General features: G+C 74.0%; 12 protein-coding genes. 11 read left to right on the plus strand and 1 reads right to left on the minus strand.

From position 1 onward, the window contains the following. The first annotated feature begins 3 nt into the window (after positions 1-3). The 11 genes from ACH4G3_RS23810 to ACH4G3_RS23860 are packed head-to-tail and all read left to right on the plus strand — an operon-like array spanning position 4 to position 14788. Positions 4-729 carry an alpha/beta fold hydrolase gene (locus ACH4G3_RS23810; RefSeq protein WP_397626413.1) on the plus strand — a complete coding sequence of 242 codons (726 nt, stop codon included), beginning with the start codon at positions 4-6 and terminating at the stop codon, positions 727-729. Beyond that, on the plus strand, positions 726-977 hold the full coding sequence (locus ACH4G3_RS23815) for a hypothetical protein (RefSeq protein WP_397626414.1): 252 nt from the start codon (positions 726-728) through the stop codon (positions 975-977). The genes ACH4G3_RS23810 and ACH4G3_RS23815 overlap by 4 nt, the downstream gene beginning before the upstream one ends. Beyond that, the gene (locus ACH4G3_RS23820; RefSeq protein ID WP_397626415.1) at positions 947-2272 is read left to right on the plus strand and encodes an AMP-binding protein; all 1326 of its coding nucleotides are present in this window, start codon (positions 947-949) and stop codon (positions 2270-2272) included. Before ACH4G3_RS23815 ends, ACH4G3_RS23820 begins: the two co-directional genes overlap by 31 nt. A gap of 13 nt (positions 2273-2285) precedes the next feature. Beyond that, positions 2286-4274 (plus strand): hypothetical protein, encoded by a 1989-nt coding sequence (locus ACH4G3_RS23825; protein WP_397626416.1) that lies wholly within the window; start codon positions 2286-2288, stop codon positions 4272-4274. Further along, complete coding sequence (locus tag ACH4G3_RS23830) at positions 4271-6241, plus strand: TOMM precursor leader peptide-binding protein (RefSeq protein WP_397626417.1); 1971 nt, start codon at positions 4271-4273, stop codon at positions 6239-6241. Before ACH4G3_RS23825 ends, ACH4G3_RS23830 begins: the two co-directional genes overlap by 4 nt. A gap of 40 nt (positions 6242-6281) precedes the next feature. After that, positions 6282-7883, plus strand: coding sequence for a nitroreductase family protein (locus ACH4G3_RS23835; RefSeq protein WP_397626418.1), 1602 nt, complete (start codon positions 6282-6284; stop codon positions 7881-7883). Beyond that, positions 7880-10744 (plus strand): lantibiotic dehydratase, encoded by a 2865-nt coding sequence (locus ACH4G3_RS23840; RefSeq protein ID WP_397626419.1) that lies wholly within the window; start codon positions 7880-7882, stop codon positions 10742-10744. Before ACH4G3_RS23835 ends, ACH4G3_RS23840 begins: the two co-directional genes overlap by 4 nt. Next, positions 10731-11771 (plus strand): lantibiotic dehydratase C-terminal domain-containing protein, encoded by a 1041-nt coding sequence (locus tag ACH4G3_RS23845; RefSeq protein WP_397626420.1) that lies wholly within the window; start codon positions 10731-10733, stop codon positions 11769-11771. Before ACH4G3_RS23840 ends, ACH4G3_RS23845 begins: the two co-directional genes overlap by 14 nt. A gap of 17 nt (positions 11772-11788) precedes the next feature. Then, positions 11789-13015: a cytochrome P450 family protein gene (locus ACH4G3_RS23850; RefSeq protein ID WP_397626421.1), complete on the plus strand. Its 1227-nt coding sequence runs from the start codon at positions 11789-11791 to the stop codon at positions 13013-13015. 10 nt (positions 13016-13025) lie between these two features. Then, a complete protein-coding gene (locus ACH4G3_RS23855) occupies positions 13026-14297 on the plus strand; it encodes a cytochrome P450 (RefSeq protein ID WP_397626422.1) in 1272 nt (423 codons plus the stop codon). Next, on the plus strand, positions 14294-14788 hold the full coding sequence (locus tag ACH4G3_RS23860; RefSeq protein WP_397626423.1) for a hypothetical protein: 495 nt from the start codon (positions 14294-14296) through the stop codon (positions 14786-14788). Before ACH4G3_RS23855 ends, ACH4G3_RS23860 begins: the two co-directional genes overlap by 4 nt. Here the strand turns inward: ACH4G3_RS23860 and ACH4G3_RS23865 are convergent. Then, positions 14730-15257: a DUF5946 family protein gene (locus ACH4G3_RS23865; protein ID WP_397626424.1), complete on the minus strand. Its 528-nt coding sequence runs from the start codon at positions 15255-15257 to the stop codon at positions 14730-14732. The two genes, ACH4G3_RS23860 and ACH4G3_RS23865, sit on opposite strands and share 59 nt — an antisense overlap. Between the last annotated feature and the right edge of the window lie 135 nt (positions 15258-15392).

Below are 15392 nucleotides of genomic sequence, written 5' to 3' on the forward strand. Positions count from 1 at the left end.
CCCATGGCGGAGGAGACCGCGGGCGGCGGGAAACCGACCGTCTACCTGGTGCACGGCCTGCTCGGTACGGGCTACGCCCACTTCAGCCGGCAGATCAGGGCGTGGCGCGACCGCTACCGGGTGATCCCGGTGGACCTGCCCGGCCACGGCCGCTGCCCACGGGACGCGGAGGAGGACTACTTCGACGGGGCCCTGCGTCACCTCGTCGCGCTTGTGGACGGTTTCGGCCGGGGACGGCTCGTCGGCGCCTCGTACCTGGGCGGTCCGCTGGCCTTCCGCTGCGCGGCCACCCGGCCCGACCTGGTCTCCTCCCTGGTCCTCACCGGCTTCGCCCCGGACGCCGGCAGGGACGCCTTCCTCTCACTCATCGCGGGGTTCGACCGGCTGGCCGCGGAGCAGCCGGCTCTGGCGGCCGAGTACGAGCGGCTGCACACCGGGCGCTGGAAGCAGACGCTCGCCGCGGTCACGGGGCACTGCGGCCGGGACTTCGAGCGGACGGTGCTCGTGCGCTCGGAGGACCTCGCCTTGCTGCCCGTCCCCGTGTTCATCCTCAACGGCTCGCTGAAGTCGGCCGAGAAGGCCGCGGCGGAGCGCGCCGACGGCGTGGGCGGGCGGGTGCGCGGGCGGGTCGTCGAGGGAGCCGGGCACCTGGTCTGCCACGACAGGCCTGAGGAGTTCAACGAGGCCGTCGAGGCCTTCTGGCAGTCGAGCGAGAGGGACAGCGCGTGACAGCAGCGACACCACCGCCAGGAACGGAGCCGGGAACGGAAACGGAGTCGGAGCTGCGCGCCGGACTCACCGCCCTCCTTCAGGAGAGCGACCCGCACCGGCAGCTCGACTCGCTCGAAAACGTCGTGGTGAGGGCGTACTTCACCAAGCGCATCCCGGAAGCGGGCGCCGTCCCCGGACCGGGCGACGCCCCGCAGACCATCGAAGGGTGGGTGACATGGGCCGTCCGGCGTTCCTCCGGTTCCTGACGGGCCGACAGCACACCGCCGCGGGGACGCCGCCCACCGGAGTGCGGTGGGACGGCGCGTTCGTCACCTGGGACGCCCTGCTGGCTCGCGGCCGTGAACGGTCGTCGGAGGTCCGCCCCGGAGCGACGTACGCCGTGGACCCGGCCGCCGGGCCGGAGTCGCTGGCCTCCCTGTTCGCCGTGGCCACCGTCGCCGGCACGGTACTGCTGTGGGCGTCCCCGGTGACCCTCGGCGTGACCCACCGGCAGGTCGCGCCGGCCCTGTTCGAGGTGGCGGACGGTGAGCTGCCGCTGCCCCGCGAGGACGACCGCTCGCTGTGGGGTGTGTGCACCTCCGGCAGCTCCGGCCGCCCCAAGGCAGCGATCGGCTACGCGGACGAGTGGGAGCTCATCGCCCTGCACTGCGAGGCCGCGATGTACGGGGACGTCTTTCCCGGCGGCCCGCCCGAGGCCCTCGCCACGTGCCTGCCGCTGGGCTTCTCGGCCGCCTTCTTCATGTCCGTGCTGCCCGCCCTGTACTTCCGCCGCGACCTGCTGGTCTTCCCGGCGCACGACTGGCGGCCGCTGTACGAGCTGGCAGCCGGCCGGCGGGTGCTGGCGCTCGGCGTGCCGGCCCTGGCCGCCGCCGCCTGCCTGACCGAGGACTCCGCCGTCGACCTGAGCTCCGTCGCCCTGTTCCTCGGCGGCGGACATCTGAGCGCCCCCCGGGTGGACCTCATCAGGGAGCGGTTCACCGGCGTGGCCGTCAGCAACCTGTACGGCACCGCGGAGACCGGCGCCATCGCCCTCGACCACGACCCCGGACACAACCGGCACGTCGGCCGCCCGGTGCCCGGCAAGGCCGTCTGGGTGCGGGACGCCGACCAGCGCGGCATCGGAGCCCTCGCCGTGGACGGGCCGGGCCGCTGCCATCACCTGTGGCGTCCGGGTACGGACCCGGTCGCCAGCCCGCCCGGCCACGCCACCGGCACCGACTACGCCCGGTTCGACGCCGACGGCAACCTCTGCCTGGAAGGACGCGTCGACGGTGGCGAGAAGCTGGCCGGCGTCCTGGTCTACCCGCGGGAGATCGAGCGCCACCTCCTCGGTCTGCCCGGCGTCAGCGACGTACGGGTCACCGTCGAACGCGCGCCGACCGGCCTGGAGTTCCTGACCGCCAAGGTCGTCGGCAGCGTCGACGAACACACGGTGCGCGAGCACTGCGCCGCCCTCCCGGAACGGAGCCGGCCCGCCCGTATCACCTGCGCGTCCGAGCGCGAGGCCGCATCCGCCTACAGCACGCACGGGAAGCTCTGACATGGCATCAGGCATGGCACCAGACGAGGCAACCGACACCACGACGCGCACCGCGACGACGCCCGCTCCGGCCGCGGCCGCCGACCCGGGGCTGAACAGGACCTTCCGCGTCCGCGCCGACGCCTTCTACGTACGCCAGCAGGACGGCGTATGGCTGGGCAACAACACCGGCTCCTTCTCCGTACGCGGTCAGGGGGCGTACGAGCTGGTCAGCTCCCTCTTCGCGGGCCTGGACGGCGAGCGCACCCTGCTGGACATCTACGGCAACGTCCCGGAGCGGGCCCGTCGCTCGGTGCTCAGCGTGGTCAACGCGCTGCTGCGCAACGGCCTCATCAAGGAGGTCTCGCACCCGGCTGAACCGGTCCCCGCGTGGATGCGCGAGCGGTACGCCACCCACCTCGCCTTCCTGGAGCACCACGCCGACCGGCCGGTCACCCGGCTCCAGCGGGTCCGCACCGGCCGCGTGGTGTGCGCCGGGCGGGGTACGGCGCTGCGCGCACTCCTCGACGCGCTCCGCGACTTCGGCATCGCCCGGGTGGACGTCCTGGCCGACGGCGACCCCGGTCTCGAGCCGCTGCTGGCGGAGACGGCCGCGGCGGATCCCGGCGCGCGCTGGCGCCTGCACGACGGCCTCGACCCGGCCGCCGTCGCGGACCATCCCACGGTGGCCGGGGCCGACGTGGTCCTGCTGGCCTACGACTCCGCGGACGCGACCGGGCTGGCCCGGGCGCAGCACGCGCTGTGGGCGCGCGGGGCCGCCGTGGGCGTGCTCGCCAGGTGCGGTGACTTCGTGACCGCCGTGGCACCCGGCCGGGACACGCCCTGGTGCTGGGAGTGCGTCCACCGCTCCGTGGCGGGCAGGGCTGTCGGGGAGACCGAAGGACTCGAACCGGCCGTCGCCCCGTCGGCCGTCGGCGCCCTGCGGTTGGCGGAGCACACCTTCGTCCTCCTGGCCGGGGTCGAGCCCGCCGACGGGACACCGCTCGACGGGAAACCGGTGACCACGGTGGAACCGCTCGCCCCTGTCGTACGCAACCACTCCGTGGCGCGCCACCCGTGCTGCCCCCAGCATCCACCGCTGCGGCCGGTGACGGCGGACGCCTCGTCCCGGGTGGTGACGCCGGAGGACGCGGTACGGCCCGACATACCCGCCCCCGAGGACCCGCCGGCCCGGGTCGAGGTCTCGGACCGCATCGTCGCCGCGAGCGCACGCCTCACCGACCCGCTCACCGGCCCGCTGCTCGCCCTCGGCGAGGACGACCTCGGTCAGCTGCCGCTGTCGGCGAGCGCCTGCCGGATCGCCGACCCGGCGCGCGACGCCGACGACCCCGGCGGTCTGCGGGTGGTGTGCCGGGCGCTGGCTCCCCGCGAGGCCCGCAACCAGGCCGTGCTGTTCGCGATGGAGTGGCTGGCCGAACGGGTCGCCCGGCAGAACGGGCTCGCCGCGGCCGCCGCTGACGGCGCGGCCGCTCCGGGCCGGGGCTACCGGTTCGGTGCCGGATGGTCGTTCGCCGAGGCACACTGCAGGGCCCGCCTGAACGCCGCGCTCGCCGCGCCGGCCGGCGCCCTCGACTGGGCACCGGCTCCCGGCGGCCCGGACGTCGGCGGGCCGGAGTCACGGTTCCTCGCCGGGGCGCTGACCGTGGAGGGCGACCCCTGGAAGGCGACGGCGGTGGAGACGCTGCCCCACGGTGTGGTCCGCGCGCACGTCCGTACCGGAAGCGGAGCCACCGTCACCGGCGTGGGTACCCACCGCGACCAGGCGGTCGGGCACGCCCTGGCCCGGGCCGTCGCACGGCACGCCGCCCCGGGCGCGGGCGGCACCGCCGGGGCGGCCGACCGGGAAGTGGTGGCGTTCCTCGCCCCGCCCGTCGGGACCTGGACCGACACGCTGCGGGAACCAGGACCCGACGGTGCCCTGGAGGTCACAGCCCTGCTGCCGTTCCTCGGCTCCGGTGGCCCCCGTGTCGTCGCCGTGCCGTCGCCGGAGGTGCCCGCATGAGCCCGGTGACCGCACCGGCCGTCGTCGGCAGGGGGGTGCTCGCCGACCACCTGGCCGAACGGTTCGCCGCCGACGGAGCCGGCCACCGCACGGCACAGGGGGCGGCACAGGGCATGGCACTGGGGGCGGCGCACGGCGCGGCACCCGCGACGACGGTGCTGGTGGCCGAACTCGACGGGATCGGTGACTTCCAGGACACCGTGGTGGACTGTCTGGTGACGGGCGGTCCGCTCCTGTTCGTCGGCACCTGGCGGTCGCTGGCCTACCTGGGACCGATGTGGGTTCCCGGCTCGCAGGGCTGCTGCCCCAACTGTCTGGTCACCCGGACCGCGAACTCCCCGTTCGGCCCCGACCTGGTGGGCGACGACTTCGCCGAGTCCTGGTCGCACGGGCCCGAGGTCCGCGTGTGGGGGCCGGGCGTGCTGCGCCTGGTCGAGCACCACGTCCGGGCCTGCCTCGCCCGGCGGCGCCCGGGCCCCGGCGGGAAGGTCGTCGTGGTGGACGGCGCCACCGGGACGGTCGAGGAGCAGACCCTCCTCGCCGACTCCGCCTGCCCGAGCTGCGGTGTGCTGCGCGGGGACACGGCACCCGCCCTCACCCCGCGCGACGTACCGCTCACCAAGATCACCCCGTCCGTGCTGCGTACGCGCGAGCTGGACCAGGAGACCGTACGCCGCGACTACCTCTATCCCGGGCTCGGCCTGTTCAAGGAACTCCGCCAGGACCTGCAGAGCCCCTTCGGCGCCTGCTCGGTGGAGCTGCCGGCCCGCTGGGGCCGCCGCGAACCCGCCATCGGCCGGGCCGCCGACTACCGGACGAGCCGCACCATCGCCGTACTGGAAGGGCTGGAGCGGTACGCCGGCCTCCACCGCGGCGGCGCCGCACCGCCCGTACGGGCGCGGTACGCGGACATCGAGGACCGCGCCCTGTACCCGCCGGACCTGGGCACGCACCCCGAGGAGAGCTACCGGTCGGAGGGGTTCCGCTACCGCCCGTTCGACCCGGGCACCGAGGTCGACTGGGTCTGGGCGTACTCCTTCCGCAGGGACGACCGCGTCCTCGTACCGGAGCGGGCGGCGTTCTGGGGTCCACGCCACGACGACGAGGTCTCGTTCTTCTACGACACCTCCAACGGCTGCGCGCTGGGCAACTCGGTGGAGGAGGCGGTCCTGCACGGCCTGCGTGAGCTGGCCGAACGGGACGCCTTCCTGCTCACCTGGTACCGCGAACTGGATCTGCCCGAGGTCTCCATGGAGGGCGCCGACAGAACCCTGGACCATCTGCTCGCCAAGGCCCGGCTGTTCACCGGGTTCGGGTTCCGCTGCTTCGACGCCACGATGGAGTACGGCATCCCCGCCCTCGTCCTGACGGCCGAGAACGAGGACGCAGCAGGCCCACGGATCTTCGCGGGCTGCGGCTCCCACCCCGATCCCGTACAGGCGGTCGCGGGCGGGTTGCAGGAGCTCGTCGGCACGATCCTCGCCACCCGCGACGCCTACGAGCGCCGCCGGCCCGAGGCCCTGCGCATGCTCGACGACCCGTACCTGATACGGCGCATGGAGGACCACTCCACGGTGGGGGCCCTGCCCGAGGCACGGACACGGTTCTCGTTCCTCCTCGACCGGGACGACGGCGGACCGGGCCCCGGTCCGGTGCCGCTGGCCCGGGTGCCGAAGACGCTCCGCTCCGACGCGCCCGATCTGCGGGCGGACCTGTTCACCGCCGTGTCGGGGATCCTCGACCGCGGCCTGGACGTGCTGGTCGTCGACCAGACCATGCCCGAGCTGGGGCGCAACGGGCTGAACTGCGTACGGGTCCTGGTCCCGGGGCTGATCCCGATGACCTTCGGCCACCGCAACCGGCGCACCCGGGGCCTGCCCCGGCTCACGGAGGGGACGGGGGTGCCCTACCGCAGCCGGCTCGCGCCGGACCGCGAGATCGGCTCCGTCCCGCACCCGTTCCCGTGACGCGCACCGGACCGGCAGGCTCCGGAAGGGAGAGCACACAGTGACGAACGAGCCGCGCACCTCCACGACCGGCACGGCGACCGGCGTACCGGCCGCCCTCACGGCCGACGAGGCGTACGCCTACACCTCCGGGCTCCGGCTCGACCCCCGGACGGCCAACCCGGAGGACTGGCGGGTCGACTGGCACGACGGGCCGTGGCCGGTCAAGGTCTACACCGGCGGACGCCGGCTGCGGCTGGGGCCGGACGGCGCCCCGCACCTCGCCGCCCTGCACCGGCTGCTGTACGACGCCTTCGCGATCAGCCGGGTGCGCGCCGACCCGGCGGGCGGAGTGCACGCCACCCCGTCCGACCCCCGGCCGCACCGGGGCTCCAGCGTGCAGCTGCGCCGTCCGATCCCGTCGGGCGGGTCGATGTACCCGACGGAGGCGTACACCGTCCTCACCGGCGAGGACCTGGGATGCCACTACGACCCCTACCGGCATGAGCTGACCCGCGTGCGGGGCCGCGGGACCGTCCGGGCCGTCCGTACGGCCCTGGGCATGTCCGCCCACGAGCCCCTCCCGCCCGCGCTGCTCGTGATCACCAGCCGCTTCTGGAAGAACTTCTACAAGTACGGCGACTTCTCCGCCCGGCTGGGTGCGGTCGACGCCGGTGTGGCAGTGGGACGGGCCGGACGGCTGGCCCGCGCCGCCTTCGGACACGCCGATGTGCGCTCGGCGTTCGACGACGCGGCGCTGCACGCCTGCCTGGGCCTGGACGAGACGGTGGAGAACGTCCAAGCGGTCATCGGCCTCGGCCACCCGGGCACGGGCACCGGGAAAGGCGCCCCGCCACCTGCCGCCCCCGAACCCGTGCCCGCCGTACTGGAGCGCTCGCGTGTGATCAAGCGCTCCGTCCGTTTCGACGCGCTCCAGCGGGCCGCTCGCGCCCCCGGCCGGACACCGCCACGCCCGCCGAGTCCTGCGCCCACCGTCCCGGCCGATGACGTGCCCCTCGGCCTGCCCGCCCCGCACCGCCCCGACCTGCTGGCCGCGCCCGTGCTCGCCCGGCGCGCCTCGCGCGGGCGGCTGTTCACCGGTTCCGAGGTGACCGGAGAGCGGCTCGCGACCGTGCTGCACCACACCGCCGAGGGGCTGCGCGAACTGGCACGCGACTGTCCCGACGGACTCGGCGCGCGAGCGGCGGAGACGGCGCTGTACTGCGCGGTGCACCGCGTCCACGGTGTCGCCCCGGGCTGGTACCGCTACCTGGCGGGTCCGCACGCCCTGCTGCCGGTCGGGGCGGGAGCCGACCCGGGCTGTGCGCGGCGGGTCCAGGAGGCTCTGTTCGCGGCCTCCTTCAACGCCGAGCTGGCCGCCTTCACGGTGCACGTGGTGACCCCGCTCGACTGGCGCGACGCGGCGGGGGCGCGGCCCTACCGCGAGCAGCAACTGGCCGTCGGCGCGGCGGTCGAGGGCGTGACGCTCTGCGCGGCGGCCGCGGCGGAGGACCTCAGCGGGCACGCGGTGCTCGGGTTCGACGTGACGGCGATGGACCGGGCCTACGGCCTCGAAGGCAGCGGCAGCGGCACACAGGCGCAGGTCTGCGTGGGGGCGTTGCGCTCCGATCCGAACTGGGAGATTGCGGTGATTCCGCGGTGACGACGACCGACCATGACACGCCACGACACGCAACAGCACGGGACGCGGCAGCGCTGAACGGCGCAGCGCAGGACGTCACGCCACGCGACCGGGCACAGCAGGCGGCCGGATTCAGCCCGTACTACCTCTTCCGCCGCGGCACGCTCGGCCTGCCCGCGCTGGAAGGGCTGGCACCGAGCCGGACATGGCCGCTCCTGGCGGAGGCCGAGCGCGCGAGGGCTCGCCGCGAGGAGCTGCGCGACCGGCTGGCGGACGCGCTGTACGAAGCCGTACCGGCGCTGGCCGCGGACGAGCGGCGCGAGATCCTGCGGCTGCGCCGTGCCGTCCACAACGACCGCCTCCCCGGCGTCCCGGACGCCGTCCGGCTCCTGGCGGACGAGCCGCGCGAGCTGCTGGAGGCATGGCTGCGGCACCGCGCCGACGGCACGCGGCTGATGCGGGAGGCGGAGGCCGCGCTCGCCGCCGAACTGGACGCGGGCCGCCGTGTCCTGGCGGACACCGCCCACCAGGAGGACTTCCAGCGAGGGCTCCAGCTGTCGGACGAGCGCACCTGGCGCACCGTGCTGGACTACGCCGCCGATCCGTTCTCACCTCGCCGCAAGCCCAGCCGGAGACGCCGCGTCGAGAACACCCTGACCAGCTTCGCGTACCGGGTCGTCTTCAAGCCCTCGCCGTTCGCGTCCTTCACCGAGATCGGCGCCGCCCCGTGGCGACCGGGCACCACCGAGCACCAGCCGGAGCCCGCACCCAAGGGACGGCCCGTGCAGGCGCGGCTCAGCGCCGGCCTGCTCTCCTGGATGGCGTACGAACTGCACCGGCTCGACCGCGCCGACGAGCTGATGCGGATCCGGCTCAACAACTCGCTCACCACGCGAGGCGACCGGGTCTTCTGCGTCCAGCGCGCCCCCGACGGCGCCGAGGAGGCCGCGTACGGCACCTCGCGCGTCGTCAGCGCCCGCGACACCGCCTTGCTGCACCTGCTGCGGCAGCTGCTCGCGGACGGCGAACGGCCCGAACGGTACGTACGCGACAGGCTGGTAGCGGCCGGACTGGCCCCGCAGGCCGCGGCCAAGGCCCTCGACCAGCTCGTCCGAGCCGGTATCTGCCACCGCGGACTCGGGCTGCCGGACCAGCACCCGCGTCCGGCCCAGGCCATCGCCCAGCGGTTGCGCGGACTGGACACCGACCAGGCGGGCAGTTGCGCCGTGGTCTTCGAGCGCCTGCAGGCCATCGAGGACGGTTTCTCCGCCGCGACGGCGCGGCGCCGTACCGCGCTCCTGGCCGAGGTACGGGAACAGGTCGACGCCTTCGTGGCCGCCGTCGGCTGCCGGGCACCGGCCCTGGAGGCCATGCGCTCCACGCTGTACGAGGACGTCGGCACCCGGGAACCCGCCCGCACCTGGCAGCCCGCGCTCCTGGAGGAGAACCGCTGGGCCCTGGAGCTGTTCCAGCGGGTCGTCCCCGTGCTGGACGACGCGAGCATCGAGAAGGCGGGCCTGTACGCCTTCTTCACCGGCCGGTACGGGGAGTCGGCGGCCGACGTGCCGTTCACCGAGTTCTACCGGGCCTTCTCCGAGCTGTCCCCGGCCGAGGCGAGCGCGGTCGCCGGCGGCCTCGGCGACCCGCACTGCGACGACATCCGCCGGCTGCGCGGGGAGTTCACAGAGCTGCTGCGCACCGAACTGCGCACCGGACGGCATACCGAGGCACGTACCGAAGCAGGTGCCGAACTCCGCCTCGACCCGGACCGGTTGCGCGCGTTCGCGGACCGGCTGCCCCCGGCCCTGGCCCCCTGGCGGTCCGCCGCCTACCGCGTGCAGTTCGCCGCCGACCCCGGCCGGCGGATCGCCGTCGTCAACGGCGTCACCACCGGACACGGCGTGTTCTTCTCCCGCTTCTGCGAACTGCTGGAGCCGGACCGGCCGGACACCTGGAGCCTCACCGAGGCTCTGCGCGACCGGATCGCCGCGACGACACCCCGGCAGTGCGACATCACGGCGGTGCTCGGCCTCAACTTCAACCTGCACCCACGCCTCAGCCCGTACGAACTCGTCTACCCCGGCTCCGTCCCGCGCACCACCGCCGACCGCGACCGCACGCTCACCCTCGCGGACCTCGTCGTGCGGCCCGATGCGGCGCGGCGCGTGCTGACCCTGGTCAGCGTCCGGGACGGGCAGCCGCTGGACCTCGTACCGCTCAACTTCCTCTACCCCGCGGCGGCGCCGGCCCTCTACCGGCTGCTGTGCGCGTTCGCCCCCACACGTACGTACCGGGGCGGGCTGTGGGACCAACTGGACCGGGCCGACGCCCTCGCGGGACGGGCCGCCGGGCACACCGGCGCGCCGACGGCCGAGCGCGCGCGGCCGCGCGTACTCCTCGGCGACATGGTGCTCGACCGCGCGTCGTGGCGGTGTCCCACCGATGCCGTTCCGGCAGGGGAGGGGCTGGAACGCCAGGAGGCCGGCGCCCTCGCCGCGTTCGACCGCTGGCGCCGGGACCGGGGCATACCCCGGCACACCTTCTTCCGCATCACCGCGGCACCGGCCGTCGCGCCGGGCGAGCACGACCTGCTGGCGGAGACCCGGCGCTGGGCTCTCGAAGCGCGTACGGCCAGGCTGCACAAACCGCACTACCTCGACGCCCGCAACCCCTTCCTGCTCCAGGTCCTGGCCCGGCAGCTCGCGGAGGCCGGCGACGGGGCCACGGTCACCTTCCACGAGTGCCTGCCGCACGCCGAGGACTACGACGGACGGGACGGCCGCCCCACCGGCGCCGAGGAGTTCTTCGTCGAGCTCACCCTCGGACCCTCGGCGGCCCAAGCGGACCCGCACACCCGAGGGGACGACGATGCACACGACTGAGTGGTACGGCCTCCACATCCACCGCTACACCGAGCAGGACGCCTTCCTGGTGGACGCGGTGGCCCCGGCCCTCGCCCCGCTGTACGACTCCGGGGTCCTGGAGCGCTCCTTCTTCCTCCGCTACTGGCAGGGCGGCCACCACATCCGCCTGCGGCTGCGCCTCGCCGGGCCCGGCCCCGAGTCCGGGGAGCGGCACGTACGGGAGGTGGCCGGCCGGCTCGCCGCCCACCTGGCCGAGTTTCCCGGAGGCCCCGGCCCCACCGCCGAGGAGTTCGGGGACGCCCAGGCCACCATGGCGGCGCTGGAGTCGGAGACGCCCGACGAACTGCGCCCGCCGGACTCCATCCACCGGGTCCCGTACACGCCGGAGTACGGCAAGTACGGAGGAGAGGACGGCGTCGCCATCGCCGAGCGGTTCTTCGACCGCAGCAGCGCGGTGGCCCTGGCCGCGCTGCGCGCCATCGACGGCTCCTCCGCCAAGCGGCTCGGCACGGCCTTCTCCATGATGCTGCGCGGTCTGGGCGCCGCCCGGCTGTCCCCGGCCGAGATGGCGGCCTTCTTCGCCCACTACTGCCTGGTGTGGTCGCCGTACGTCTTCGACCGGTTCCTCGACACCTGGCCGGACCTGCTGAGCCAACGCCGGGCCCCCGCAGCCGCGCACGCCGCACGACTGCTGGGCCTGCCGCACCCGCCGGACGCGCCGTCGGACCCGTTCGGCCGGGCCGTGCACGAGGCGTGGCAGGCGCTGGACGGCGCGAGCGGCACCGTGCTGCCCGCGGTCACGCTCGGCGGCGACGACGCCTCGCCGGAGCGCCGGCGGCAGATCGTCCTGCTCAGCTACCTGCACACGCACAACAACAGGCTGGGTCTGATCCCCGAACAGGAGTCGTTCCTGGGATACCTCGGCCACCACGTCGTCAGCGACGTCGCCGGTACCGACCCGTCGGCCGGCCTGCTCGACCGCGTACGCGAACACCGCAGGGCACGTCTCGCGGCGCATCCCGAAGTGCCGTCCGGGCACTACTGAGCAACAGGAGACCTCCCTTGGACATCGCCGACCGTACCTATCCCTTCACGCGCCACGTCCCCTTTCAGATGCCGGAGGAGTTCGCCTGGCTGCGGGAGAACCGGCCCGTCAGCCAGGTACGCCTGGAGAGCGGCGACACCGCCTGGCTGATCACCCGGTACGACGACGTGCGCGCTGCCCTCACCGACCAGCGCTTCAGCCGGACCATCAACCGCGAAGGCGCCGCGCGGGTGGACACCGGCTTCCAGGCCGACGCGTCCAGTCCTGTCTTCAACTTCGGCGGTTCGATCTCCGAGCCGCCCGGCCACACCCGCTGGCGGCGGATCGTCAACCAGGCGTTCACCGCACGGCAGGCGGAGGCCATGCGCGGCGCGATCGCCGCGCACACCGACGAGCTGCTGGACGACCTGGCCTCGCGTGACGGCGGCTTCGACCTGATGGCCGACTACGCCTACAAACTGCCCATCCGGGTCATCTGCGACCTGCTGGGCCTGGAGGACGAGGCCCGCCCCGAGTTCACCGCGCTGGCCGCCCAGCTCACCCGGCGCGACATGCAGTCCTCCTTCATCGAATTCGGCCAGGCACTCCAGTCCATCGGCCGGTACGCCATCGGCCTGATCGTCCGCAAACGGCAGCACCTCGGCGACGACCTGCTGAGCACCCTGATCGGCCTGCGGGACGAGGAGGACGGGCGGCTCAACAACGAGGAGCTGGTCTCCACGGTGATCCTGCTGCTGATGGCCGGCTACGAGTCCACCGCCGTCCAGCTCGGCAACGCCTTCTACGCGCTCTTGCGCCACCCCGAGCAGATGCGCAGGCTGCGGGCCGAGCCGGAGCTCATCCAGGGCGCGGTCGAGGAGATACTGCGCTACGCCCAGATGGGCACCGGCTATGCGATCGCCAAGTTCACCACCGAGGACCTCGAGGTGTCGGGCACGAAGATCCCGGCCGGCTCCACGGTCTTCGTCTCGCTCGCCTCGGCCAACCGGGACGAGAAGATCTTCGGCGACGACGCCGCCGTGTTCGACATCGGCCGCGGCTGCGCCCACCGGCAGACCGCCTTCGGCCACGGGCCCCACTTCTGCCTGGGCGCGGCACTGGCCAGGGCCGAGATGCAGGAGGGCATTGCCCGGATGCTGGCCCGGTTCCCGGACCTCCGGTTCGACGGCCCCGATCTGGACGGCGTCCCGCTCGCCAGCAACCTGTTCACGTTCTACCCGTCCGTGCTGCCGGTACGGGTCTGAGGAGGCGGTCGTGGAAGCAGCAGCTCAGAGCGTCTACCCCTTCGAGCAGAAGTGCCCCTTCGCCCCGCCGGAGGAGCTCACCTGGCGGCGCCGGAACGCCCCCGTGTCCCAGGTGCGGCTGGCCAACGGCAGCACGGCGTGGCTCGTCACGCGGTACGACGACGTCCGCACCGTGCTGACGGACCCGCGCTTCAGCCGCCGTCAGGTCCGCGAGGCCGCCATGCGCGGCGGCCCGCCGGGCGCCCCGGCTCCGGCTCCGGCCCCGGCCCCGGCGCCCCAGGGCGGCAGCGCCCGTACCAGCCCGCCTCCGTCCGGCCGGTTCGACTTCGGGATGTCGCTGTCCGACCCGGACCGCCATGCCGCATGGCGGCGCACGCTCGCCTCGGTCCTCACACCCCGGCACGCCGAATCGCTCCGGGAGAGGGTCGCCCGGGCCGTCGAGGAGACCCTGGACGAGCTCCAGGGCGGCCCGCAGCCCGCGGACCTGGTCTCCGGCTTCGCCTACCAGGTGCCCGTGCGGGTCCTGTGCGAGCTGTTCGACCTGCCCGAGGACATGCGCCCGGCCTTCCGCGCCTGGGCCGCGCAGATCCGAGCCGCCGCCCCCTCCACGGCCGCCTTCGGCGAGGCGATGGGCTCGCTGTACGGCGTCGCGAGGCGCCTGGTGGACAAGGAACGCGCCGCCCCCGGTGAGGGCGTCATCGGTCTGCTGCTCACCGCCGCGGGGGAGGAGGCCGCGCCGGCCGACGAGGAGCTGCTCACGACGGTGATGCTGCTGGCGACCGCCGGCTACGAGTCCACCGCCGTCCAGTTCGCGAACGGACTGCTGGCGCTGCTGCAGCACCCCGGCGAGGCGGCACGGCTGCGTGCGGGCCAGGTCTCCGCGGCGGCGGCCGTGGAGGAGATCCTCCGGTACGCGCAGGCCGGCACGGGCTTCGCCGGTACGACCGTCACCACGGAGGACGTCCGGCTGGGCGGGGAGACCATCCCGGCCGGATCCACCGTCCTCATCTCACTGGACTCGGCGGGCCGGGACGAGAGCCACACCGACCGCCCCGACGAGTTCGACCTGGGCCAGGGCGCCCCCCACCACCACCTCACCTTCGGCGCGGGTTCGCACTTCTGCCTGGGCGCCGCGCTCGCCCGCGTGGAACTCCAGGAGGGGATCGCCCGGCTCCTGCGCAGGTTCCCCGCACTGCGTCCCCACGACGATCCGGCGGCGGTGGAGTTCACCGCCAACCTCTTTCACCGCTATCCGCGCGAACTCCTGGTGGTGTGGTCATGACCGAGAAGACGTCCGGGGAGACGTGCCCGCTGTACTGCACGGTCATCCTGTGGGACCTGTCCCGCTCGCAGCAGACGGTCGCGTCACTGCGGAGTTACCTGCGTGATTACGCGGTCGAGGCGTACGCGAAGACGCCGGGGCTGCGCCAGAAGGTGTGGATCTCCTCGACCGGCCCCGAGGGCGAGCAGTGGGGCGCCGTCTACCTGTGGGACACCGAGGAGGCGGCGTACGGACGGCCGCCCGGAGTGTCGAAGGTCGTCGAGCTCATCGGATACCGCCCCACCGAACGCCGGTACTTCAGCGTCGAGGCGGCCACCGAGGGCCCGAGCCCGGTCGGGCCGCTCGTCGCGGGACTCGGGCTGGCCTACCGGGAGGGGGCGCCGGAACCGCTGACCCGGCCCCGCGAGTTCCTGCCGCCCGGCAAGGACGCCTTCATCCCCGCGTCCGCGGCGCCACACCCCCCGCACCCCCCGCAGCGGCCGGTCGGCTGAGGGCCGAGCCGATCCACTCGCGCACCTGGGCGTGGTGGGCGGACCAGGCGTCCGACACCTCCGCGCCCCAGGCCCGCAGCAGCGTCCGGTACTCCTGGGCGCCCGCCGCGCGCACCACGTCGGCGGCGGACATCCGGGAGTGCAGTGTCTCGGCGGACGGCCGCGGTTCCAGCGGGCGGAACCCCCCGTGGGCCACTATGCGCTTGTGGAGCCGCGGGCCGAGCCGGGGATCGGCACCGTCCGCCACGAACATGCCGAGGGTCATCAGGCAGATCGACAGCCGCTGCACCGCGCGGTGATCGTCGCCGCCGGGGTGCTGGACGAAGTAGGCGTCCACGAGGATCTGGTGCAGCGGCCGGCGGTCCTCGTCGATGTACGACGCGGCGAGCAGCTCCATATAGGGCGCCCGGCACCGCTCACAGTCGAAGGTCTCGTACATCAGGTCCGTCCTCGCCTTTCCCGCGAGCACGACGCGTGCCCACTCCTCCACCGTCTCGCGAGTCCGGCACCACCCGCGGCCAGCTCGTCCGGCGTGTTGGGGGCCGACCCATTGTTTTGACCGGAGTGGTTGCGATAGGTACGCTCAGACCTTGTGCCTGGGGTG

The sequence above is a fragment of the Streptomyces afghaniensis genome (genome assembly GCF_044327915.1).
Classification (GTDB): Bacteria; Actinomycetota; Actinomycetes; order Streptomycetales; family Streptomycetaceae; genus Streptomyces; species Streptomyces afghaniensis.